The organism is Rhizobium quercicola, from assembly GCF_021168455.1.
Lineage (GTDB): Bacteria > Pseudomonadota > Alphaproteobacteria > Rhizobiales > Rhizobiaceae > Ferranicluibacter > Ferranicluibacter quercicola.
Genome location: NZ_JAJOZR010000006.1, coordinates 270,687 through 292,953 on the forward strand (window position 1 = coordinate 270,687; position 22,267 = coordinate 292,953).

The window sequence follows — 22,267 nt, forward strand, 5'->3', positions numbered from 1 at the left end:
GAAAACTGCATATATTTCTGACAGGAGAAAGCCATGCAGCACCTTACATCTCAAATTCTCGGATATGCTGAGCAATTGCCAGAGGGTGCCGCCCTGTCCGCGAAAAGCCTGCTGCATCTCGGCAATCGTGCTGCTGTGGACCAGGCGCTGTCGCGTCTGCATGAGCGTGGAGAGCTGATCAGAGCGGGACGTGGTATTTACATGAAGGCTATCAAAAGCCGGTTCGGAAGCAGGCCACCGACTGTCGAGCAAGCCGTCGCGGCAGTTGCACATCAACGTGGCGAGGTTATCGTTTCAAACGGAGCAGCGGCTGCCAATGCCCTCGGGCTGACGACCCAGGTCCCTGTTCGCTCTATTTATCTGACCTCCGGCCGCAGCCGGACGATGAGTGTCGGAAGCCAGGAGGTTGAGCTGAAACATGCTCCTCGTTGGCAGCTTTCGCTCGCCAACCGGCCGGCGGGGGTTGCTGTACGCGCGCTCGCGTGGCTGGGGCCGGAAAGAGCAGAAGAGGCGCTCTCAAGCATCAAGCGGAAACTTTCACCTGAAGCCTTTACCGAACTCGTCGCTGCAGCACACCAGTTTCCGACGTGGCTTGCGCGGAGCGTGGGAAAGGCCGCCCATGGCTGATCACTTCCTCCAACTCTCGATCGACGACAAGCGTGAGGTTCTGGCGATCGCGTCAGACAAATCGAAGCGTCCAATACACCTGCTCGAAAAGGACGTCTGGGTCGTGTGGGCGCTGCAGACGCTTTACGCAACAGCCCTTGGAAAGAGCCTCGTCTTCAAGGGCGGCACCTCGTTGTCGAAAGCCTACGGTGCGATCCGCAGGTTCTCGGAAGATGTCGACCTCACATACGACATCCGCGCGCTTGCCCCCGATCTTGTCGGGGATCAGGAAGATGCGCTGCCGAAGACCCGCAGCGAGGAGAAGCGCTGGTCGAGCGAGGTGCGACGGCGACTGCCGATCTGGGTCGCTGACACAGTCGCGCCAGTTATCGCCGCAGAACTCCAGAGACAGTCAGTCCCCGCAGAGTTCCGGATCGAAGCCGACAGGCTCTACATCGACTACCAGGCCATCAGCTCAGGATCTGGCTATGTCGCACCCAGCGTCATGCTGGAGTTCGGAGCTCGATCCACCGGAGAACCGGCCAGCCTTCGAAACATTACCTGTGACGCGGCCGGTCTCGTTGACGGGGTCGATTTTCCGACGACAGCGCCGAACGTGATGCACGCCGAGCGGACGTTCTGGGAGAAGGCAACTGCAATCCATGTGTTCTGCCTGCAGGAAAGGCTTCGCGGTGAGAGGTTCTCGCGACACTGGCACGATATTGTGCGGCTCGATGACCTTGGCTTGGCAAACGGCGCCATCTCTGACCGCGAACTCGCAAACACAGTTGCCAAGCATAAGTCGATGTTTTTTGCTGAGAAAAGCGACGGATCGCCGATTGACTACGAGGCAGCAGTAAACGGCCACCTTCAACTGACGCCGGTCGGCGCCGGACAGAAGGCTCTCCAGGAAGATTACGCCAGGATGGTAGATGACGGCCTTCTTCTCGATGATGCCGAAACGTTCGATGCGTTGTTGGAACGATGTGCTGCCATCTGCCGGACAGCTAATTCCGCAGCCTGAGAATTGCTCAAGGGTTTTCGAATGGCAAAGCGCGACATGTCGAGAGAAGAGCTGTTCGCGATGGTGTGGGAACGCCCGACCAGCGAGATTGCCATAGAGCTTGGTATCTCCGACGTCGCAGTCGGAAAGCTTTGCCAAAAATTGCAGGTCCCAAAGCCTTCCCGAGGGTACTGGGCGCGCGTCGAGGCCGGTCAGACGCCGCGGCGACCCGCGTTGAAAGCGTTTCGGGAGGAACTGGAAGCGAAACGAAAAAGCGCGCTGCAAGCCCGCACCGCCGGACATTTTACGGAGCTTCAAGCGAAATTCGTAAAAGCCGCCCTGGACGAACTTCGAAATCGTGGCGTCGGACATCAGGTCAACACCTCCCGCCTGAGGCATATCTCCGCCCTCGATCAGGATGTAGCCGCGCAAGTGCTGCTCTTGATCCAGGGTCAGGGACAAAAATGGGCAGAAAGCGGTCGGGTCGAGGTTACCTGGGGAACGTCCGTCCGGGCAAGCGTCGGTAAACTCGTTGAACGATTGATGCCGATTGCCCGTCCTCAACTGTTGGCTTTCGAGACGGAAAAGAAACGCCACTCCTTCTCGGCAGCCGGCCCGATCGTGTTCGTCAGGTGGACGGCTGAACTTCAGGCAAGAATAGCAACCCTTGCGGCCATCGCGCGAAATCAAAATCTTAGCCATGTGGTGATGCCTTTGTCAGCGGCAGACCACGCATGGTCGAGTACCCATCTCTACCAGCCAGAGTCAGATTTCGTACTGAATAGCTACCTATGCATATCGCCGGAGGCAGCCTGGATAGAATGGTATCGACGATCCTGGAACGAGGAGAATCCTCTAGAGCGTCACGCCACGAATAACGTCAAGCTGCGTGACGTCATGCCAATCGATTTTCTCGATGGCGACGAGAGCAAAGCTCTGCCACTGACGATTCCCGAGGCCAGGGTAAAACCGTATCGGTCGCGTCTGAACGCGCTCGATGAGGCTGAGCGGATTTACGAGATGATGGTGAAAGCAGCTTATGCCATGGACAGGTCCATTCCGAATGACATCTTGGCCATGGCTGACCGTATCTGGTTTGGAACCGAGCGGCCGTTCCAAGCCGCCCGCGAAGCGTTTGCGCACATCGAAACTGATCTGGAGCACTGGGAACAGCAGCTCGAAGCTGAGCGATCCCAGCTAGCGCAAGCCGTTCTCGGCGTCACAATTGGCGATACAGTCACCTCACAGCGGAATGGTATGCTATTGCGTATTTCGTCAGAGTCGATTTCGCTCTACTCAACGGACAAAAGCATCACGTTTGTCATATCGGGAAAGCGCTTCCGCAAAGACGGAACGCTAGGCAAAATCTATGAAACGTTGAGTTTCGCTCTTGATCGTTCAGAGGCTGCGCCGAAAAGAGATGTATGATTTCAGCCAGTTGTGGTTCCTTTAGATTTGCGGAATTTCGATGGAGAGCACGATGGCCTGGACTGAAACCACCCGGCAGCAATATGCCCGTCTAACGAGCCGGTACCTGTGGCGCAGTTAAGCCAGGAGACCGCAGCGGGCAGCGGCGACTTTTCCAGATACTGGACTACGGCGACCCAGTGGTGAGCCGAGTGAACTATGGTGGTTACATGATGACGCGCAAGACGACGGCGCCGGCGGCGGCCGGTCTGGTGAATGGCGAGTTGACCTTCTGGTACGATCAGGAGAACGGCAAGTTCAAGATCACGGCGAAGACTGCGGCGGGGGTGGTTGTCTCGGGGCAGGTGGCTTTGTCCTGAGGAAATCAACCTTCGGAGATGAGAACCTCGTGCAATGTGACGTGTCTGGCGAGCGCGAGCCGAGCTATTCTCCTGCATCGAACGTGGCGTCCTTCATCTTTTCGATGTCCGGAATCGTCAAAACGTAAGCGCAACCTTAGATAACTTTCCGCTGAATAGGCAAGATGATATTCAGGCGACGGGAGGAATTTGCAGAGGACGGAACCCATGTTTTTCAAAGCAAAATCGGTTGACACCGAACATCTCGAGTCAGAGCTCGATAGGCTGAAGGCAAAAGTTCGTGCTTTTAGTCTCTTTGACGAGGATGACTATCTCGATGCAAACCCTGATGTACGAAAGGCCGTCCAAGACGGCGCGTATAAGGATGGGCTGACGCACTTTCGAAATGTCGGTCTCAAGGAAGGTCGGTTCCCTGGATACGGTAGTTTTAACTGGGAGTTATACCTCAGTTCACACGATGATTTAGCGCATTTCAAGAAGGAGAGCGACCCGGAAGCTATCGCTCGCAGGCACTTCCGAGAAGCAGGTTACAGAGAAGGAAGAACCTTTAGCTAGATAAGAATCCACGAGTGCTTCACTAGGTAGACCTACCTTTCAATCAAGAACGAAAAGACCACCCCTCTCGGGGTGGTTCAGTTCATTAAAAACTTTCGTGACATCAGATACGCGAAGTTATGGACCGCAGCCACTCAAACTGCTTGTCGACTTCGCCGTCGAAGCGCCGAATAGCTTTGTTTTCTTCGTGGTTTAGATCAAGCTGTGCAAAACGCTCCGCGCTACCATCACGAACTTTTCCAGGACCTTCCGGCACGTTCGCGTCACCTCGGCGCATACGCGCTGCGAATTCTTCGAACGTCTTGCACTGATAGTGATTGAGTTGGATACGGTGGTAGACAATCCTGTCTGAAAGGCCGTTATTCACCGTTTCGAAGTCAGAAAAATCTGAAACGGTGCGTCGGCCGCTTGATGTGAATACATTGTGGATCAAAGCTTCTGTTGCCAGTTTTGCCCGCGCTATCGTTTTAAAATGATGGTGATTTCCCCAGCCGACTTGCGCAGCCATGTTGAAGGTCCGCGTTACAAGCTCGTAATCTGCCGACTGGACACCGGCTGATCCGAACCCTCTCCAATTGATATGGACAGAGGAAACATCGGAGGGAACGGTGGCAAGCCAATCGGTAATCGTGCCATCTTCCAACGGGACCAGAAATTCATCGATATCGATGAAGCACACCCAAGGCGTGGAAACTCTTTTTAAAGCATCGTTATATGCGGAAATCTGAGGGGACACGCCTGGATGAGAAGCCCACTCCTGCCAAGAGACTCTCGTATCCTGGCGGGCGATCGCGTCAAGTTTTTGAGTTTGATTATCTTCGGACTCGTTGCTGTAGACGTGGATTCGATCAACACCGATGGCTAAGTGATAGGCCAGCCATTCAACTAAATAGCGACTTTCATTCTTTGCAATCGCAAAGATTGTTATACCGTTCGCAATTTGCTCACTCGAGAGAACACCCTGCTCAAACTCGTTAGGGAAGGTGCCGGTAGCAGGAAGGCCGCCGAACAACGGGGAAAAAACCATGGATAGAACTCGCTTCCAAGCGGATTGCATTGCGTATTCCCTAGTCTACCGAAGAGCGGCTGTCACCCTCACTTCGAAAAACTCCCACTGTGAGGCTTCCTTGCGGTCGCAAGAGATCGTTCCAGAGGGATCCGCGCTGAGAAATCGACCGTTCCTAACCAACGCAACACGACCGCGAGGCGCCTCCCGCATTTCGAAATCAAGCTCATTTCCGGCTTCGCCCGCTTTGAGTTGTGGAAGGCGCAACTTTGCAAAACGCCCTTCGACAAAAATTTCTAACCGCGTGTCTCGAAGGAACAGTTTAACTGGCGTACAGCCGGTTGTTCTTAGGTCAGACGGTGAGTGTAGAAGTTCCTGTGAATGGTGTTCGTAGTATACGTCTGTACCGAAAGGAGTGATAAGGCTGATATTTATGCTATTTTGATCAAAAATCGCCAATGATCTCTTTAATTTTTCAATAACGGAAGTCTCCTTGTTAAGGAGGAAGGCGGAGAAAGCTGGTAACTGTGATACTGTAGTATCCGACGCAACAGAAAATTTTAAGTCATCTGGCAGATTCCGCATGATCTCATCGACGAGTGGGTCAGTCGCGATAGCGTGTAAGCCGACACGCATGGTCAACAGTCGCTTTCGTACTAGTCCCTTTTCGATAAGAGCTTTTTTCCGAAAGAAATGCGGACGTCTGACACGGTTGACAACTGCCTGTAGCCTAGATGCCTCTTTAGTGCGGCAGAGCGTTATAATCTCTACGAAATTTGTTGTCCCAGAAAGGACAGGTGTGACGTTGTGATCGCAGAAGTACGCATCCACCCGTTGTACATTGACTGAGCGAAGACAAATTTGCTGCCGGTGGAATTCATCTCTCGTCTCGCCAGGGTCGGATATAATGAAGATCGCTCCGCTTAGATCTTCTTTCTTGATCGCCATATCAGCCATCAATTCAGGCTTGTAGTACTCCGGCCAGCCCAAGCCAGTGGTTGTTTGGTCTGCTGGATTGATACTCCATTGCGGGCACAAGGCTATCGTCGTTGATGCCTGCATAAGATGACTAGCCTTTAGCGCTCCATGGCCGCCCATCGAGGCACCATACAAAACGCGCTCGCTGTATCGATTGACGAGTGCAGAGACAGCGAACATTAGTTTACGCATGTTTTCGCGAGGGTACCAGTTCGGACGTTTCGCCATGATACCGAGACACGCGATCCCAGATTTCGTAGCAGGAACTTCCACGGAGAAGCTTTCGCCATTGGCCATCGACACGAGGTCACCGAAGGCAATTAGAAGAAAGTCGGACGGACCATCGAGCCAGAATGCCTGAAGCTCGTCATCCTCGTAAACGATTGATGTCATTCGACGAGACCGCAAGCAATGCGCGGGTCGTCGGCAGTGCCGGCGTCGATCCTCCGGCCTAGCTGCTCCCCAGGTAGATTGTAGATGAAGTCCACGTTTCGATTGCGGTAGGCAGTCGAAAATCGTTCGAAGGTCACCAAGTTACCGAAGGTTGAGCGGCTAAGCCCAACGAACCTTTCGGCAGTCTTCGCCAACTCGAAATCAATAAGCGACGCATCGAGTGGCGTCATATCGTCGTGTTCTTCTTCTGTTAGGAGGTCGCTTTTCCACAAAATGCTGATGCCGGTCCTCTCGAACACCACACGTTTCGTATCCGCCTTAGACATTGGCATGTGTTTCTCATCGCAGGAAATGTAGATCATCCCAGGCTTGTCAGAGAAGCTCGATGCGACCTTGTGTATGATGGCGTCTGGAGGAATGCAAAAGTCCTCGCCACTTCCGAGAACGGGCTCAAGCGTGTACTGACTATGAATCCTCCAGTCCTCTTCATATCTCGTCTGTACAACGGTATCGATGTTGTGCGCATTGAACACGGACGAGGCAATCCGGGCAAAGAGGAGCGAGTCCGCGACGCGGGGCCGGAGCGAGCGGAAAAAGTCCGAAGTGATATCGCGCGAGTCAAGCCCCTTGACGCGCAAGTGGGAAACATTCCACGCTCCTGAATTGAAGAAATTCCAGCCGCATCGCTCGATCCTGTCAGCGTAAACAGCATCAGAGGGCTCAGGTACAATTTTAACGTTCCAGCGGCTCGCGAATTCCTCGAAGGGCTCACGCCAGAAGACGCTCTCAAAGGCAAAAACGCCTGAGCGCCGGTCGCTGATATCTTTGCTGTAGATCTTCGGTAGATAGATGTCGGCGCCGTTGCGAGATGCCTCAATTACCAGACCCGCCAAAGCTAACTTTTGGTTGCTGATGCCGCCATCGTTCCAGTCATAGCCAAAAAGCATATCGTCTCCACTGCCGTCTCGAAACCTGTTCTAGGCTTCCTGTGTATATGATTATTCTCGTCTCTCCGCCACAGCTTCGGCAAATAGCGCCTGACTGCGTCCAACCATCGATAGAGCGAGCGAGAGTCGACGAGGAAGTAAGGATCCTCGAGCTGTATAACCGTGAACATCCTTCAGATTGCGAGCCCAATTCGGGTTGGGTGGGGAGGCGAAAACATTTTGTGGAATGGGTTCGTCGAGGGTTCCAGGGCCCGGTTAGATGCTTTGGAGCTCCTACTTGAACACGGAGATGGTTTTAAACTTCAGCTTTTCTGAAGACTTTTTCGCGAAATTGCTCCATCGTGCGGAAAATTCAGTGGCGTACTTCTAATGTACTATTTTCCCTTCTTCTTAAGGCTCAGGTTGCGGAACATTACAGTGGTAATATTTAGTCCTGTTAGTTCATAACCAATGTTTACACCGCCAATCTTGTAGTCTGTGAGATCTCCGGATTTTAATATGCCTCTATCTGCTGCAATCTGAACCGAGCGTATGGCGTACGGCAAGATATCTCCATGTAGATTAATCCATTCTCCACTGTGAGAGTTTTCCGCAGTCAACCTATCGGTCGGTACAAAGTAAATTAGCATCTTTGTTCCATAGTCAACCATCGACTCATCCGAGCTTCTGATGGGCTTTTCATGGCGATCATCGTACGGGTTGATCTGGAGCCAAACATACTGCCCATAGCCCGAGCTTTTGTTGTTGAGGTTTTGTATTGTAAAATTAACCGGCAAACTGAAGGCGTTTAACTTAGGATCGTAGCCATTCTTCTTGTTCTGATTTTCGTACATAAGACGAAAATCAAGATTGAAGATAAGCTGACTCATCTCGTGGAGTGAGCCGGTGTCTCGACTATAGTCTCCTGGAGCAGCAATTGTCTGTCCGGCGATCAAGCTGGGTTTTGAAGGGCGCTTGTTGTCATACTGTCCTTCCATCTCGCTATCGCCATTTACCGCCATCTCGATTGCGCCATCGGGATACACGACAAGACGTTTGTCAGGTGTTTCCCACCCATATCCACTGCCAAACTTTTTTGCTTCCGGAAGAAAACTGCTTCGACTTCCCCACTGTCTAATTTCCCACACGGGCTTGATCGCGGCAAGTTTGGGGTAGGATGGCAACTTTAGGCGGTAGCGCTTGTCGTCAGCGCATGCTCGCTCAGTCGGACTATTACATTTCGGTGTAGCTGAGAAACCTGCGGAGAATGTAGGATCCCCTATTAGCTCTTCGCCCGCGGTGGCTGACTTTACGGTTTCGGCTTTGTTTAAATCGAGGAGTTGATCTGCATGAGTTTGCGCCGGTGAAGCTAACGTGAGCAGTGCGCCGAACATCAAGAGGCGGACTTGTCGGCGTCTGTCTTTCATTAGCATGCGATCCCTTTTCCAGTTTCATCGGTGCGGTTGTCAGGATTGACTGACAGACAGTACTAGATCGTTGACGATTGACGTCGAGGCGAACCTAGCTCTAAACAAGCTTGGAACTCCCTGAAAGGCCTGAAATGAGAAACCCGGCTCCAATTCTCCATATGGGGAATCCTACTCGCTACGCTAATCTGATGATCAAATACATGGGTGCAGTCAGGGCGCAGCAACTTATCCCTGGGTTGCGCATCTCGAATATTTCAATGCCCTACTGGGGAATAGAATTGCCTGAGATCGAAGCGGAGCATGGTGAGCGTGTCGTTCAAATTCCTGATGAACAACACCTTGATTTGCCACGAATGATGGACCTGGCCGCGCGGGGATACGTCGATAGGTTTAATTGGACCGGCTACGGCCAGAGATTGGAGAATTTCCCTGATCTCGACTCATGCAGAAGCTTGTTCTCGAGGCCCGATGTTCCAGGGGTGGTATTGCCTGATGATTGTCTTGTTTGCCCAGTCAGAGCAAATGAAATCTTGGATGCGCGCAACCCACACTATACTGTAATACCTGTCGAATTCTACGCAGATGTGGCGGAACGCACCGGGCTTAAGCCTTTCTTTATAGGCGAGACGGCGGATAACGTTTACGTTCGAGCTTTACGAGAACGCTTTCCTGATTCGACGTTTCTCCCACATCAGGGAGTTATAGAGGATTTTCAAACGATCCGTCGCTCTAAGCATATTGTTGTCCCTATCAGCAGCTTTGCTTGGTTAGCATCTTGGCTTTCGTGCGCAGAAAAGATCATCTTGCCGGTGTGGGGTCTATTCAACCGTCAAATCAATCAAACAGATCTGCTGCCCGTCGATGATGCGCGATACGAGTTTTACCAGTTTCCGCCGCAACCTGCCGTGCAACTAGATGAAATGCTTGAGGCGCACAAGGTGCTAACGGGGATGTGGAATATAGTGGAACCGCAGCGTGCTAAACTACTCTGAGCATAAAAACTAAAACAACCATAGGGCCTCATTTGCATGCTATCTCAGGAGCGCTCTGATCCCCAAAAACTGGACCATTTATAACCGGAGTTATCCGCGGTATTTTCCCGGCTGGGAGAAGAAGCGGAAGCATGAAAGCATCGAAGTTTTCGGACGCTTAGAAGGCGTTCATTTTGAAGCAGGGCGACGACGGCGTGCCTTTTACTGGTCTGCCGGAAGGCAGGGATCAGGCAGGCGACGCCTCTAGATTGGCTCAAGAAGTATGCGGGTCCTCTGCCCGACGAGATGCGCCGACTGAAGGCTCTGAGATCGGAAGTTTTCGATGAGCGATCGCGGCATGAAAGTCGACCCCATGGATCAGGCCACTGTCGTCGAAGTCGTAGCGTGAATTGTGGAACAGCGCAGAATTGCCGTTCCCGAGAAAGACAAAGACTCTCGGCGCATGCTTCAGGACGCGGGTGAGGTCCTCCCTCCCCGTAATAGGTTCGCGCGCCGTGCTGAAGGGTTCCTCCGGCAAGATCGTCCGGGCAGCGAAGGCTTCTTCGACCAGCCCGGGACCGTTGAGCAGTGGTACGACGTTGCGCGCAGGCTTCACGTTGACCGCGACGTTGTAGGCGAGGGCGGTGCCTCCCGCGATGACGCGCATCTGCTTTTTGATCTCGGTGTTTTCGTTATTGCCGTCCGTCGCCTCACAACGGGCGGGCAGAGGCGTGCCAGCGAACAAGGACCAGCACGCTTAGCTAGCGTTTCCCCGAGCCTTTCCCATGCTCAAGACAGTGCTTTCCGCGAGATGCGTGGTCGCATTCACGGCTGGCTCCGTTATCGGCTGTGAGGTTGGCTCCAACATTCCGTCGGACGCTTTTTCCTTGTCGGTAAGGGCGAGATTGGATCAATTTACGATTCCGTCGAGGCTGGACTAGAATTTCAGAATCTGACCGGCGGCTGACAGGGTGCTGCGGAGTTTGGCGATGTTGACCTGGCTGACCTTGCCGCCCGGCGCAAGCGCAGCGGCGGCGCCTGCGGCCTGTCCGAGAACCATGAACGTCGGCTCGACGCGCACCGAGGTGAAGGCGGCATGGCTTGTGGAGAGGGCGACGGGGACAATGAGATTGGTCACCTGCGCAGTCTTCGGCAGCATGGTGCGGTAGGGAATCTGGTAGGGGCCGACGCCGATGCCGTCGCGCGCTTCCTCCGCGATGAAGCCGCCCAGAACCGTTCTGATCATGCCATGCTCGTCCATGGGGTAGTAGCCGAGGCCGATCGCGTCGGTGTAGGTCGCTTTCTTGAGGAGATCGTTCTGCGTCAGCACGAACTGACCGACGAGGCGCCGCGACTGGCGGACATACATCTGGTAGGGAAAGCCGTCATTGTCTTTGAACTCGTCGGCGCAGTAGCCGAACTTCGTCATATACTGACGGATGTGGGCGGGAACGCGCGGATCCGTCTGTGCAAACCACATCAGGCCGGTGATGTGGCTGCGGACGCGCGCCCGGATCTCCGCTCGCTTGGCTTCCGTGCCGATCGTATAGTCGTAGCCGATATGCCAGACATTGGTGGAGAAATAGGGCGTCGAATTGACGTCGAGCTTGCCCTCGACCGTCGAGCCATGGCCGATGAAATGCGCCGCATCCACGCCGATGCCCGCGGTCTTCAGGGCCTGCAGAAACCGTGCCGTCGTCTCGTAGCGAAGCGGATCGTAGTCGGCAGGCTGTGTGAAGGGGATCCGGTTGCCGGCGTCTTCCGTCACGCAGAGCCTGTAGTTGAAGGCCATCATGCTGGTATCGGCAGAACCGAGCGGCTTCTGGCCGACATCGATCACGCCCGGCAGAAGGCCGCTGTTGCGGTTGCCGGCGACGACATAGGGATCGACCAGTATCGTCTTTCCGTCAACTTCCGGCCGCTTGAGCTTCTGGACGCCGGCAGCGCTCTCGCCATATTTGGCGCGGCTTTCCCGTCCGACGATGGTCTGCGCGCCGGATTTCAGCGTGAGATCGCCCTCGTAGCTGGCATCGACAAAAACCGTTCCGCAATAGGTCTTGCCCGAGACCATGGTGATCTCGGTCAGCGCCTTGGAGGCGCGCGCGGCCTTGAGGATGCGCTGCTGAAGCTCGACCTTGACCTTTGCCGCGGTCAGCATCGCATTGAACGTCGATTCCGCCCATTTCGATTCGAAGTAGATCCGGATGGAATCCGACGTGCCGTAATGCGCTTTCGCCTTGTTCAGAAACTCGGTCGCGATGCCGCCATAGACGTTTTTGCGGGGGGATGCGTCGGTCTTGGTCAAGCCGCTCGACATCATGCCGCCCACATGAAGCGTCGGTTCGAGCAGAATGACGCTCTTCTTCAGGCGGGCCGCCTGAATGGCCGCGGCGATCCCGCCGGGCGTTCCACCATAGACCACGACATCGGCGCGCTGGCAGGCTGCGTAAGCTTCGGCTGTACCGAAAGCCAGCAAAATGGCGAAAGCCCCGCTGACCAGTCTGATACCTGCAGCCTTGCAACCCATGACATCGCTCCCGTCGAAACCTGCGTCTCCTTAGCGATATTCGTAAGTTGTGACAATCGTAATCGCCCCGGCGTCGGCGCACACCGCCTTTGCGACAGTATCTGTTAACCGACGTGCCGCGTTGGTGATTTCCGGGTGACGCCTTCGGATCTTATCGGGCGCGGGACAGTTGAGACGAAACGATCGACACATCGAACCGGAGAACGAAATGAGCTTTATGATCATGACGCATACGGTCAAGACGCGGCCGCAGGGCCCGGCGCTTGCGGAGGCGGAGACGGGGGAGGCGGTCGACGTCTATCGCCGTCCTTATACGACCTTGCAGCTTGCCCTGCGCCAGCTTTTTCCGGGCTTCGGCAAGGATTGAAGGACCTGCCTGTCCGGAGGTGAGCGGGCAGCCTCAGCGCGATCGCATGAGCGGTAGCAGAACCCTGCCCTGGCGCTCGCTCTCGGCGCGATAGGGCGTGTCGGAGAGGATGAACTGCGAAATGCCGAGGTCCGCGTATTTCCGTAAGGATCCGGCGACGTCCTCCGCGGTGCCGACGAGCCAGGTGGTGCCGGCGCCGCCGCCGCCGTGGCGGGCGGGGGCGGTGTAGAGATTGTCGTCGAGGACCTCGCCACGCGCCACGAGGTCGTTGAGGCGCTGCTGCCCGTGGGCGACGACGGTGCGATGATCCTGCCAGTCGCCCGCCGTGCCGGCTGCCATGCGGGCGACCTTGGCCTCCGCATCGGCCCAGGCTTGCGCGCGCGTGTCGCGGATCAGCGTGGTGATCCGCAGACCGAAGGCGAGCGGCGGCAGGCCGCGGTCGAGACGGGTGCTCAGAGCCTTCAGCCGCGCGATGCGCGCGCCGATATCCGCGAGCGGCTCGCCCCAGAAGAGCTGAACGTCGGCTTCCGTCGCCGCCACCCGCTCGGCGGCGGCCGAGGCGCCGCCGAAATGCAGCCTGGGGTGACGGCGGTCGCCGCGCACGCGGATGCGCGGCTGCACGGTGGAGCGCGAGACGTGAAAATACCGGCCGGCATGGGTCACATCCTCCTCCGTCCAGAGACGGCGCACGAGCCGCATGAATTCCCGGGTTCGCGCGTAGCGCTCGTCTTGGTCGCCCTCGCTGTCGCCATAGGCGGCCAGATCGTCCTGGCCGGAGACGATGTTGATGCGGACGCGGCCGCCGCTCAGACCGTCGAGCGTGGCGGCCGAGGCCGCGAAATGGGCGGGAGACCAGTAGCCGGGACGCACGGCGATCAGCGGCTCGAACGTCGTGGTGCGCGCCACGAGCGCGGTCGCCACGGTGAAGGTATCCGGCCGGCCCCAGCCGGTGCCGATCAGCGCGCCCGTCCAGCCCGCCGCCTCCAGCCCCGTCGCCTGCGCCGTCAGGGCCTACAGACCGTCATGCCCCTTCACCGCCACATCCCCGCGATGCCCGGCCCGGGTATCGTTCGGAATATACCAGAGATATTCGCCGCCAACCCCCATCACATCCCCTTCAAGCCCAGCAACATCCCAAGGCTTCCACGACTCGCTCTTCGCTACCCATTCTTCCGACTGCCGACTGCCTATATCCGGCTCACGGCTCACGGCTCACGGCTCACCCTCCACCCCATCAAGCCCCACCGACCCCGGCCGCCCGCCATCCCGCACCAGCCGGCCGACCGCCTGTTGCAGGGCCGCGTTGAGCGGTGCGGGGATGCCGTGGAGGCGGGCGAGGCGGACGATTTCGCCGTTGAGGTAATCGACCTCGCTCGAGGTGCCGCGGGTAAAGCTCTGCCATGTCGATTGCTGTCCGCGTTCGATGCCGCTGTCTTCGGCCACAGACCAGCCGGAGATATCGACCGTGCGCTCGGAGGGCGAAGCCGGATCGAGGCCGGCGGCCTGCAACACGGCGTGGGCCTCCTCGGCCACGCGGGCCGAAAAGGCGGCGCGCGCCTCCGGCGTTGCGTCGAAGAGTTCGGCGGCGTTGATCACGTTGAAGATCAGCTTTTCCGCCTTCCACCGGATGATGTCGGCGCGGGCCTCCGTCAGGTATCCCGCCGTGGCGAGGTCGGCGGCGATCGCATGGGCGGTGTCGTCGAGCCCGTGCGGGTAGAGGCCGAGCGTGACGATGCCGAGGTTCGGGGCCCCGCCGACGACGACTTCGCCGGTCACGGTATAGCGCGCGGGGATCTTGATGCTGGCGGCATAGACGCGGGCAAAGCGCCGCAGGGCAATATCCTCGGCCGCAAGCCCGTTCTGCAGCGTCACCAGCGGCAGATCGGCGGCCAGCCCGCCGCCCTCCACCGGCTGCCACGCCCAGAAGGCGGTCGCCGCCTCCACATCCTGCGTCTTGACGGTGAGAACCAGGATGTCGTCCGGCTTCAGCGCCGGCGGCGTCGCCGTGTCCACAGCGGCAAGCCGGATCTGGCGCGTGCCGTGCGGGCGGCGATAGGTCAGGCCGTGCCGGGCGATATGGTCGATCTGCGCGCCGCGTCCGACGAGGACATAGGCGATGCCGTGGGTTTCGAACTCGGCCGCAAGGCTCGCGCCGACGGCGCCGGCGCCGATGATGATGTAGCGGGTCATGGGGGTCCGTTCGCGTCAGGCGGTCTTCAGGGCGGGGCGGGGCGTCGTGGCCGCCGCGGGGGCTTCCGCATCCTGCTTTGCCCAGCGCTCGAAGGCGCTCCGGCCGAGCAGCAAGAGTGAGGTATCCTCCTGCGGGGCGTGGACGAGCACGGACTGGATGTCGCGGAAGTGCCGCTCGAGGCCGAGATCGGCGCCAAGGCCCGGATTGCCGATGCCGCGCACGGCGATCTGCACCGCATCGCGCAGCTGCCGGCCGGCCAGCAGGCGGGCGCGGATCAGCGCCTCGGTCTCCCCGCCCCGATGGGCGAGCGCGTCGAAGATCAGCTGCCGCGCGCCTGAGACGAGCAGGTCGATCTCGCCCGACAGCGTGACGAAGCGCTCCGTGCGAGCAATGGGATGGCCGAGATTGGCGGGAACGCGCGTGTGCGCAAAGCGGATGAAGGCCTCCTGCGCGGCTTCGGCCACGCCGAGATAGAGCGCGGTGAGCGCGAGCGTCATGCCGGCATGGGCGCGGTTGTCCTGCTGGGCGACGGAGGGATCGACCAGATCGATCACGTTTTCAGCGGGAATCTCGACGTCGGTGTAGGCAACGTCGTGCGAGCCGCTGGCGCGCATGCCGAGGCTGTTCCAGTTCTCGATGACCTCGATGCCCGGCAGGCCGTTTTCCACGATGAAGGTGCCGACGCGCGCAGGCGTCTCGTCCGTATGGGCCCAGACAAGGAAGTGGGTCAGGCCATGGGCCCCGGTGACGAAGCGCTTGCGACCGGAGATCGACCAGCCGGTGGCCGTGCGCCGTGCGACGGTCGCGGGCAGGCCGCCGCGCGCCGGCGAGCCGAGCTCGGGCTCGACACGGGCGGCGTTGATGAGCAGCGGGCGATCTTTCGCCTGGGCAAGCAGCCGCCGGTAGAGATCTTCCGGCCAGTGGCCCTTGGCCGCCTGGCCCAGATGATTGAAGAGCGTCATGGCGCTGATCAGGGCGACGGAGGGATCGCCCCGGCCGAGCGCGCGAAGAATGGTGGCCGCGTCCAGAAGCGTGCCGCCCGGCCCGCCATAGCGCGTGGCCACGGTGTGTTCCAGAAGGCCGCTGCGGTGCACGGCCTGAAGACCCGCCCAGGGGAACCGGCCGGAGGCATCCGCCTCGGGCGCGGCATCCGCGACCGCGCGGACGGTGGCGTCGGGGACGGTCGGGCTGGACGCCGGCACCCCAGAGACGGAGGCTTGCGAAGCGGGGAGGGGACGATGCAGAGGAGTCGCGGACATGGGGTCGGGGCTTTCTGGCTTTGGTTTGTACGGTTTCCGGTCGATGATCGTCGGGGTCCGGTGTCGAGCAACCGTTCGCCCGCATCCGTCATCCCCCAAGCCTTGTGCGGGAGATCCGCTGTCGGACCCGCAAGGACTATGGTCCGTTCGCCGGCCGTGCAGCAGAGGCTCGGGACCGGAATGCTGCCAGCACGCGGCAATCCGCCGGAAACCGTAGAGCATCCGGCATGGCGCGCCTGTGCGGATGCGGACGATGGAAGGCGCTTGTGGCATGTCGCGAGCCGGACGCAGGGAGGCGCCCGGTTCGCGGTCCACAATGGTCAGGCTGCTGCTTTCTTGCCGCCGTCTTTGCCGGCCTGTTCGCTCGCCTCTTCCCGTGCGCGAAGACCCTCGCGCACCAGCGGCAGGACGTAGCGGCCATAATCCACCGCGTCGTTATAGTTGTCGTAGCCGCGGATCGAGATCAGGTCAGCGCCGAGATCGATATAGTCGAGGATGGAGTCCGCGATGGTCTGCGGCGAGCCGACCAGCGCCGTGGTGGCGCCGCTTGCATTGGTGGCGGTGACCGTCGGGTACCAGAGCGCCCGATCGTGCACATGGCCGCGCGCGGCGATGTCGAGCAGCCGCTGCGAGCCGACATTGGCGGGCGGCGCCGACGAGATCGGTTTGCGCGACAGGCCCTTCTCGCGATTGGCGTTCAGCTGGTCGAGCACCTTGTGGGCCTTCGCCCAGGCGAGCTCGTCCGTCTCGGCGATGATCGGGCGGAAGGTCACCCAGATGCGCGGCCGGTCGGTGCGGCCGGCCTTGGCGGCTTCCTCGTAGACCCGGTCGATCTGCTGCTTGGTCTCGGCCAGCGGCTCGCCCCAGAGGCCGAAGATGTCGCAGAGCGCGCCGCCGATGCGATAGGCCGCATCAGACGAGCCGCCGAGCGAGATCGGGATGTGTCCCTTCGTCGGGCGCACATTGCTGATGAACTGCTTGAACTGGTAATATTTTCCGTCGAAATCGAAGGGCTCGGTGGCGCTCCAGACGCGGCGCAGGATGCGGATATATTCCTCCTGCCGCGCGTAGCGTTCCTCCTTGTCGAGGAAGTCGCCCTCGCGCGCCTGCTCGTCGTCGCTGCCGCCGGCAATGAAGTGGACGACGACGCGACCGCCGCTCAGCTGGTCGAGCGTGGCGAGCGCCTTCGCCGCGACCGTGGGATAGACGGTGTTCGGCCGCAGCGCCACGATGATGTTGATGTTCTTCGTGTGCGCCAGGATCGTCGCGCCGATGGTGAAGGGATCGAAGGACGACGAGGCGTAGGGGATCAGCGTATAGTTGAAACCGTAATCGTCGAGCGTGCGCGCGTAGCGCTGCAGATAGGCCGGATCGATCGGCGCCTGCGGCTGGGGGTGAAGGTCGTTGGAGGCGTTCGGAAAGGTGACGCTGATGAATTCTGCTGGCACGAGGCTTGTCTCCCATCGGGTAGCCGGCTCTCCTACGAGGCCGGAGGATGCTGTCAGCCTATGGCGCGGGAACGGGCCGAGGAAGACAGGTCGTTCTATTTCTAGTGATTCTATAGAAAATATTCCTCAAGACGGCGCGAAGCGGCAGCGGCGGCGTCCCGACCTCACCAGGAGGCCGACCAGCCGAGGCTGGGCGCGACGGTGGCGGCGAAATCGGTGAGGATGCGCTGGTTTTCGGCAAGGCCGAAACCGGGCGGCAGGAAGAGGATGATCTCGTCGGCCGCGGCAAGGCCGGGATCGCGGAGGATCGCCTCGACCACCCGGTCGGGCGTGCCGTGAAAGACCGGCGAGATCTGCGAGCCCGGCGGCTGCACGGCCGCGGGTGCCAGCGCGCCCGTCGGCCGCGAGGCGGCGATGCCGAGCGTCCGGCGTTCGAGGTCGTAGGCGGCATAGGTGTCGAGCAGCTCCCGCGATGTCGCCGGCAGGATGGAGGCGGCGACCGTGACCGGCGGCGGCTCCGTGCCCCAGAGCACCCGCCAGCGGGCGCGGAAAGCGGCGATGCCGCGCGCCTGATAGGCGCCGAAGGCCTCGCCCGCGTCGTGATCGTGCTGGACGGTGCCGCAGACGAGGCCGATGCCCAATTCTGCCGCCTGCAGTGCGGAGACAAGGCTTGCCGAACCCTGGCGGATGCGGGCGTGGAGCGTCGGGCTGTGCGGCGTCACGCGCAGCTCGGTCCCCTCCGGCGCGCCCTCGCCGGGGCCGGCCACCCTGTGCAGCACCTCGCCGCGCACGGCGGCCAGAAACCGCGCCTGCCGGCGCTTGGCTTCCGTTCGCGCATCCGTGCCGACCGTGCCGAACACCGCGTCGAAGGCGGCGTTCGCCCCGGTGGCGATCGCCAGCTCCAGCCGGCCGTCGATCAGGAGATCGGTGGTGCCGGCGGCCTCCGCCAGCAGGATCGGATCCTGATAGCGCATGGGAATGACGGCCGAGCCGAAGGTGATGCGCCGCGCATGCTGGCCGGCCGCGGCGAAGAAGGGCAGCGGTGACGACAGATAGTGATCGAAGTGCCGCTGATAGGCCCAGCCCGACTGGTAGCCGAGCCTTTCCGCCGCCGTGTAGAGCGCGATGCCGTCGCGCAGGCCCTCTGCCGGGCCTGCCGTATCGTTGAAGGCGACGCGGGTGTTGAAGCCGATCCGCGTCTTCGGCCGGAAGCCGGTGTCGGAAGCGGGGGAAAGCGTGGTCGCGGCGGCGGCGGTCATGCGATCTGCTCTTGCCCGAGCGCGGCGACGGGCACGGCCGGTCGCGGCTGGCGGGTCCGGATCGGTGCGGCGGCACCCGAGGGGATCGATTGCAGCAGGGCCACGGTGTAGGGCTCGCGCGGGTTCTCGAAGATCTCGGCGACCGTCCCGTGCTCCACGATGCGGCCATGGCGCATGACGGAGACGGTGTGGGCGAGCTGGCGCACCAGCGCGAGATCGTGGGATACGAAGACGTAGGTGAGGCCGAGCTTCGCCTGAAGTTCGAGCAGCACCGCGACGATATCGGCCTGCACGCTGACATCGAGCGCCGAGGTGGGCTCGTCCAGCACGATCACGTCGGGCCGCAGCACAAGCGCCCGCGCGATCGCCACCCGCTGGCGCTGCCCGCCGGACAGCGCCTGCGGCCGGCGGCCGACCAGATGCGCGCCGAGCCCGACATCGACGAGGGCTGCGCGCACCCAGTCCGCCCGCTCGGCCTTCGTGCCGATCCCGAACCGGTCGAGCGGTTCGCGCACCAGCCGCTCGACCGTCCAGGACGGGTCGAGCGAGGTGAAAGGGTTCTGGTAGACGAGCTGCAGATGCCGCCAGGCGGCCTGCATCGACCGGCGCGTGCGCCCGGTGATCGTCTCGCCGGCAACCGTGATCGTGCCGCGCTCGGGCTGTTCGAGGCCGAGCAGCAGCCGGATCGTCGTGGTCTTGCCGGATCCCGACTCGCCCACCAGCGCATGCGTCGTGCCGGATGCAACCGAAAAGGAGACGTCGTTGACAGCTGTCAACTCTTTGCCGTCCACCTCGAAGGTCTTGGTGACGTTGCTGACCGTGATCTTCGGCGCTTGCCCGGCTTCGGCGAGGCGGCGCACGCCGGGATCGCGCAGCGCGGCGTAGCGATGCGGGTTCAGCGCCGGCACATCGGCATGCAGCTTTTTGGCATAGAGCGATGTGGGCGACGCGAACACCGCGGCGGTGCTGCCCGCCTCCTGCACCGCGCCGTCCTTTAGAACCACGATGCTGTCGGCCCGCTCGGCCGCGATGGCGAGATCGTGGGTGATCAAAAGGAGGCTGATATCGAGGTCGTGCTGGAGGCGGGACAGGAGATCGAGGATGCGCTTCTGGATGGTGACGTCGAGCGCCGAGGTCGGCTCGTCGGCTACCAGCAGCAGCGGCCGGGGCAGGACGGCAAGGCCGATCAGGACACGCTGGAGCATGCCGCCGGACAGCTGGTGCGGATAGCTGTCGATTACGCGCTGCGGATTGTCGAGCCCGACCTGCGCGAAGGTTTCGAGGATCAGCCCCCGGGCGGTGCGCGGGTCGCGCGCGTCGGCGAGTGCTGCGGCCTCCAGCGCCTGCGCGCCGATGGTGCGCACGGGATTGAGCGCATTGCCCGGGTCCTGCGGCACGAAGCCGATGGCCCGCCCGCGCAGGGGCCGGAAGCGGCGCTCCGGCAGGTCGAGGATCTCCTGCCCGTCGAACGAGACGCGACCGCTGGCCCGGGCCGATCCGGGAAGCAGGCGCAGCACGGTGCGGGCGATGGTGGACTTGCCGGAGCCGGACTCGCCGATCAGCGCCAGACTCTTGCCACGCCCGAGCGCGAAGCCGACGTCGGTCACGACGCGGTTCGCCCCATAGAAGACGTCGAGGTTCTCGACCTCCAGCAGCGGCGCGGATCGTTCCGCCGGGAGCGTGCGGGGAAAGGCGGTGGTCAGTCTGTCGTGCGGAGCCATCGGCTGATCCTGTTTACTGAGAGGACTGTGGCAATCGTGACGAGGGCGGGGGCGTACACCAGCCAGGGCCATTTGGGGTAATCCTTGCCGATCGAGATCAGCAGGCCCCAGTCGGAGGCGGGCGGCGGGTCGCCGTAGCCGAGGAAGGCGAGGCTGGCGATGACGAGGATCGAATCCCCGAAATGCAGGACCGCGAGCGGCAGCACCGAGCGCGAGGCATTGGGCAGCACATGGCGCAGCAGGATGTGCCCGCGCGAGCCGCCCGACAGGAAGGAGGCCTCCACGAAGGTCGCCTCCCGCGTCTTGATCACCTCCGAGCGCATGACGCGGGCAAAGACCGCGACGGCGGAGACGCCGGTCGCGATCGCCGCATTGATCGTGTCGAAGCCGATGGCCGTGACGACGATGACCGCCAGCAGGAATTTCGGGATGGCGAGCAGCACATCCACGAAGCGGGCGAGCACCGTATCGACCCAGCCGCCGAGAAAGCCGGCGACGAGGCCGACGAGGCCGCCGGCGAGGACCCCGATGACGACGGCGATGAGCGCGCTGGCGACCGAGGAGGCACTGCCGAAGACGACGCGGGAGAAGAGGTCGCGGCCGAGATGATCGGTGCCGAACCAGTGGGCGAGGCTCGGCCCCAGAAGCTTGTCGGCCGGCACGCCGGCGATCGGATCATGGCCCGTGAAAAGGCCGGGCACGAGCGACCAGGCGATGACGAGCGCGACGAAGGCGAGCGAGAGGACGACCGGGAGCGGCGGGATGGCCGCCCGCCGGCGGGCCGGCGCGAGATGAGCGGCCGTGGCGGTGGACAGGAGGGTCATGGTGCCGTTGCTCCCGCGGGGTTGGAGGCGCGCGCGTGCGGGAGCCTTGCCCCCAGCAGCTTCACGCGCGGATCGAGCAGTGGATAGACGAGATCGGCGACGAGATTGGCGAGCACGAAGACGACGGCGGCCAGCGACACCACGGCCTGCAGCACCGGCAGGTCCTGCGTGCTGACCGAGCGCTGCACGAGGCTGCCGATGCCGGTGCGGCCGAAGACGGTCTCGGTGATCAGCGACCCGCCGAGCAGCTCGCCGACGGTGAGCGCAATGACGGTGACGACGGGCAGCGAGGAGGGTTTCAGCAAATGGCGGGTGAAGAGGCGGAGCGGACGGAGCCCGCGCCCGCGCGCCACCGCGATATAGTCCTGCCCCGCCTCATGGTCGAGACTGGCGATCAGCACCTCGGCGATCTGGGCCGAAATGGGAATGGCGAGTGTGACCGCGGCAAAGAAGGTCGCCCAGGCGCTATCCGGATTGATGACCCTAAAGAGCCCGAGCTGGAAGCCGAAGAGATGGATGAGCACCAGCCCGATGACGAAATTCGGCACCGAGAGGAACAGCGCGGGAAAGGCCCGCAGAAGACCCTGCCCGTAGCGCTTCGGCAGCACCTGCGTGCCATAGGCGACGACCACCGCGAGCAGCAGCGCAAGAACGAGCGCCGATGTCGCGAGAATGAGCGTGGAGGGCAGCACCTCGGCGATCATCGTCGTCACCGGCCGGTGGGAGCGCATGGACAGCCCGAGATCGCCGGTGAGAAAATTCGCGAGCGACGACCAGAGCTGTTCGAGAACCGGCCTGTCGAGCCCCTGCGCCGCCACGATCTGCGCGATCTCCTCCTCGGAGAACCCGTTCTGGGGATTGCGCAGCACGCTGGTGATCGGGTCGCCCGGCAGGATGCTGACGACCACGAAGGTAAAGACATAGGCGAGCAGGATGACCACGGCGGCCTGGGCCAGCCGCTTTCCGGCATAGGTGAGATAGGCGCTGTTCATGGCGCGGCCCCCGTGACCGTTTCC

The 22,267-nt window shown here is 60.9% G+C and carries 20 protein-coding genes and 2 pseudogenes; 8 read left to right on the plus strand and 14 right to left on the minus strand.

Features of this window, described 5'->3' with window-relative positions; all coding sequences use genetic code 11:
* Positions 1-33: 33 nt before the first annotated feature.
* The 5 genes from LRX75_RS11380 to LRX75_RS11405 all read left to right on the plus strand — a co-directional run bounded on the left by LRX75_RS11380 (position 34) and on the right by LRX75_RS11405 (position 3,951).
* Positions 34-627 carry a DUF6088 family protein gene (locus tag LRX75_RS11380; protein WP_231814426.1) on the plus strand — a complete coding sequence of 198 codons (594 nt, stop codon included), beginning with the start codon at positions 34-36 and terminating at the stop codon, positions 625-627.
* Positions 620-1,630, plus strand: coding sequence for a nucleotidyl transferase AbiEii/AbiGii toxin family protein (locus tag LRX75_RS11385; protein ID WP_231814427.1), 1,011 nt, complete (start codon positions 620-622; stop codon positions 1,628-1,630). Before LRX75_RS11380 ends, LRX75_RS11385 begins: the two co-directional genes overlap by 8 nt.
* Before the next feature lie 21 nt (positions 1,631-1,651).
* On the plus strand, positions 1,652-3,037 hold the full coding sequence (locus LRX75_RS11390) for a hypothetical protein (RefSeq protein ID WP_231814428.1): 1,386 nt from the start codon (positions 1,652-1,654) through the stop codon (positions 3,035-3,037).
* Between the two features lie 182 nt (positions 3,038-3,219).
* Positions 3,220-3,396 carry a hypothetical protein gene (locus LRX75_RS11400; protein ID WP_231814430.1) on the plus strand — a complete coding sequence of 59 codons (177 nt, stop codon included), beginning with the start codon at positions 3,220-3,222 and terminating at the stop codon, positions 3,394-3,396.
* Between the two features lie 207 nt (positions 3,397-3,603).
* Positions 3,604-3,951, plus strand: coding sequence for a hypothetical protein (locus LRX75_RS11405; RefSeq protein WP_231814432.1), 348 nt, complete (start codon positions 3,604-3,606; stop codon positions 3,949-3,951).
* A gap of 103 nt (positions 3,952-4,054) precedes the next feature.
* On the opposite strand, the gene LRX75_RS11410 is transcribed toward LRX75_RS11405, so the two are convergent.
* The 4 genes from LRX75_RS11410 to LRX75_RS11425 all read right to left on the minus strand — a co-directional run bounded on the left by LRX75_RS11410 (position 4,055) and on the right by LRX75_RS11425 (position 8,687).
* The gene (locus LRX75_RS11410; protein ID WP_231814434.1) at positions 4,055-4,978 is read right to left on the minus strand and encodes a glycosyltransferase family 2 protein; all 924 of its coding nucleotides are present in this window, start codon (positions 4,976-4,978) and stop codon (positions 4,055-4,057) included.
* A 45-nt stretch (positions 4,979-5,023) separates the two neighbouring features.
* The gene (locus tag LRX75_RS11415; RefSeq protein ID WP_231814436.1) at positions 5,024-6,328 is read right to left on the minus strand and encodes a fascin domain-containing protein; all 1,305 of its coding nucleotides are present in this window, start codon (positions 6,326-6,328) and stop codon (positions 5,024-5,026) included.
* Positions 6,325-7,275, minus strand: coding sequence for an O-fucosyltransferase family protein (locus LRX75_RS11420; RefSeq protein WP_231814438.1), 951 nt, complete (start codon positions 7,273-7,275; stop codon positions 6,325-6,327). Before LRX75_RS11420 ends, LRX75_RS11415 begins: the two co-directional genes overlap by 4 nt.
* Before the next feature lie 374 nt (positions 7,276-7,649).
* A complete protein-coding gene (locus tag LRX75_RS11425; RefSeq protein WP_231814440.1) occupies positions 7,650-8,687 on the minus strand; it encodes a hypothetical protein in 1,038 nt (345 codons plus the stop codon).
* Positions 8,688-8,872: 185 nt separating this feature from the next.
* Here LRX75_RS11425 and LRX75_RS11430 point away from each other — a divergent pair, with 185 nt between their 5' ends.
* Together LRX75_RS11430 and LRX75_RS11435 are read left to right on the plus strand one after the other, a co-directional pair.
* A complete protein-coding gene (locus LRX75_RS11430; protein WP_231814442.1) occupies positions 8,873-9,676 on the plus strand; it encodes a hypothetical protein in 804 nt (267 codons plus the stop codon).
* A 170-nt stretch (positions 9,677-9,846) separates the two neighbouring features.
* Positions 9,847-9,991, plus strand: a pseudogene (locus LRX75_RS11435) (IS3 family transposase); the annotation flags it as partial.
* Here the strand turns inward: LRX75_RS11435 and LRX75_RS11440 are convergent.
* On the minus strand, positions 9,930-10,400 hold the full coding sequence (locus LRX75_RS11440; RefSeq protein WP_231814444.1) for a zinc-binding metallopeptidase family protein: 471 nt from the start codon (positions 10,398-10,400) through the stop codon (positions 9,930-9,932). The pseudogene LRX75_RS11435 and the gene LRX75_RS11440 overlap by 62 nt on opposite strands.
* A 192-nt stretch (positions 10,401-10,592) precedes the next feature.
* Entirely contained in the window at positions 10,593-12,182 is a 1,590-nt protein-coding gene (locus tag LRX75_RS11445) for an FAD-dependent oxidoreductase (RefSeq protein WP_231814446.1), read from the minus strand.
* 208 nt (positions 12,183-12,390) lie between these two features.
* Between LRX75_RS11445 and LRX75_RS11450 the strand changes: the two genes are divergently transcribed.
* Positions 12,391-12,549 (plus strand): hypothetical protein, encoded by a 159-nt coding sequence (locus LRX75_RS11450; protein ID WP_162743173.1) that lies wholly within the window; start codon positions 12,391-12,393, stop codon positions 12,547-12,549.
* Positions 12,550-12,582: 33 nt separating this feature from the next.
* Here the strand turns inward: LRX75_RS11450 and LRX75_RS11455 are convergent.
* The 8 genes and pseudogenes from LRX75_RS11455 to LRX75_RS11490 all read right to left on the minus strand — a co-directional run bounded on the left by LRX75_RS11455 (position 12,583) and on the right by LRX75_RS11490 (position 22,243).
* A pseudogene (locus tag LRX75_RS11455) lies at positions 12,583-13,656 on the minus strand (LLM class flavin-dependent oxidoreductase).
* A gap of 105 nt (positions 13,657-13,761) precedes the next feature.
* Entirely contained in the window at positions 13,762-14,739 is a 978-nt protein-coding gene (locus LRX75_RS11460) for a ketopantoate reductase family protein (protein WP_231814448.1), read from the minus strand.
* Positions 14,740-14,754: 15 nt separating this feature from the next.
* Positions 14,755-15,999 (minus strand): acyl-CoA dehydrogenase family protein, encoded by a 1,245-nt coding sequence (locus LRX75_RS11465; protein WP_231814450.1) that lies wholly within the window; start codon positions 15,997-15,999, stop codon positions 14,755-14,757.
* A gap of 320 nt (positions 16,000-16,319) precedes the next feature.
* Positions 16,320-17,447: an LLM class flavin-dependent oxidoreductase gene (locus tag LRX75_RS11470; protein ID WP_231814451.1), complete on the minus strand. Its 1,128-nt coding sequence runs from the start codon at positions 17,445-17,447 to the stop codon at positions 16,320-16,322.
* Positions 17,448-17,611: 164 nt separating this feature from the next.
* Positions 17,612-18,706 carry an LLM class flavin-dependent oxidoreductase gene (locus LRX75_RS11475; RefSeq protein ID WP_231814453.1) on the minus strand — a complete coding sequence of 365 codons (1,095 nt, stop codon included), beginning with the start codon at positions 18,704-18,706 and terminating at the stop codon, positions 17,612-17,614.
* Complete coding sequence (locus LRX75_RS11480; protein WP_231814455.1) at positions 18,703-20,427, minus strand: dipeptide ABC transporter ATP-binding protein; 1,725 nt, start codon at positions 20,425-20,427, stop codon at positions 18,703-18,705. Before LRX75_RS11480 ends, LRX75_RS11475 begins: the two co-directional genes overlap by 4 nt.
* Positions 20,406-21,251 carry an ABC transporter permease gene (locus LRX75_RS11485; protein WP_231814456.1) on the minus strand — a complete coding sequence of 282 codons (846 nt, stop codon included), beginning with the start codon at positions 21,249-21,251 and terminating at the stop codon, positions 20,406-20,408. Before LRX75_RS11485 ends, LRX75_RS11480 begins: the two co-directional genes overlap by 22 nt.
* Positions 21,248-22,243 carry an ABC transporter permease gene (locus tag LRX75_RS11490; protein ID WP_113152633.1) on the minus strand — a complete coding sequence of 332 codons (996 nt, stop codon included), beginning with the start codon at positions 22,241-22,243 and terminating at the stop codon, positions 21,248-21,250. The genes LRX75_RS11485 and LRX75_RS11490 overlap by 4 nt, the downstream gene beginning before the upstream one ends.
* Between the last annotated feature and the right edge of the window lie 24 nt (positions 22,244-22,267).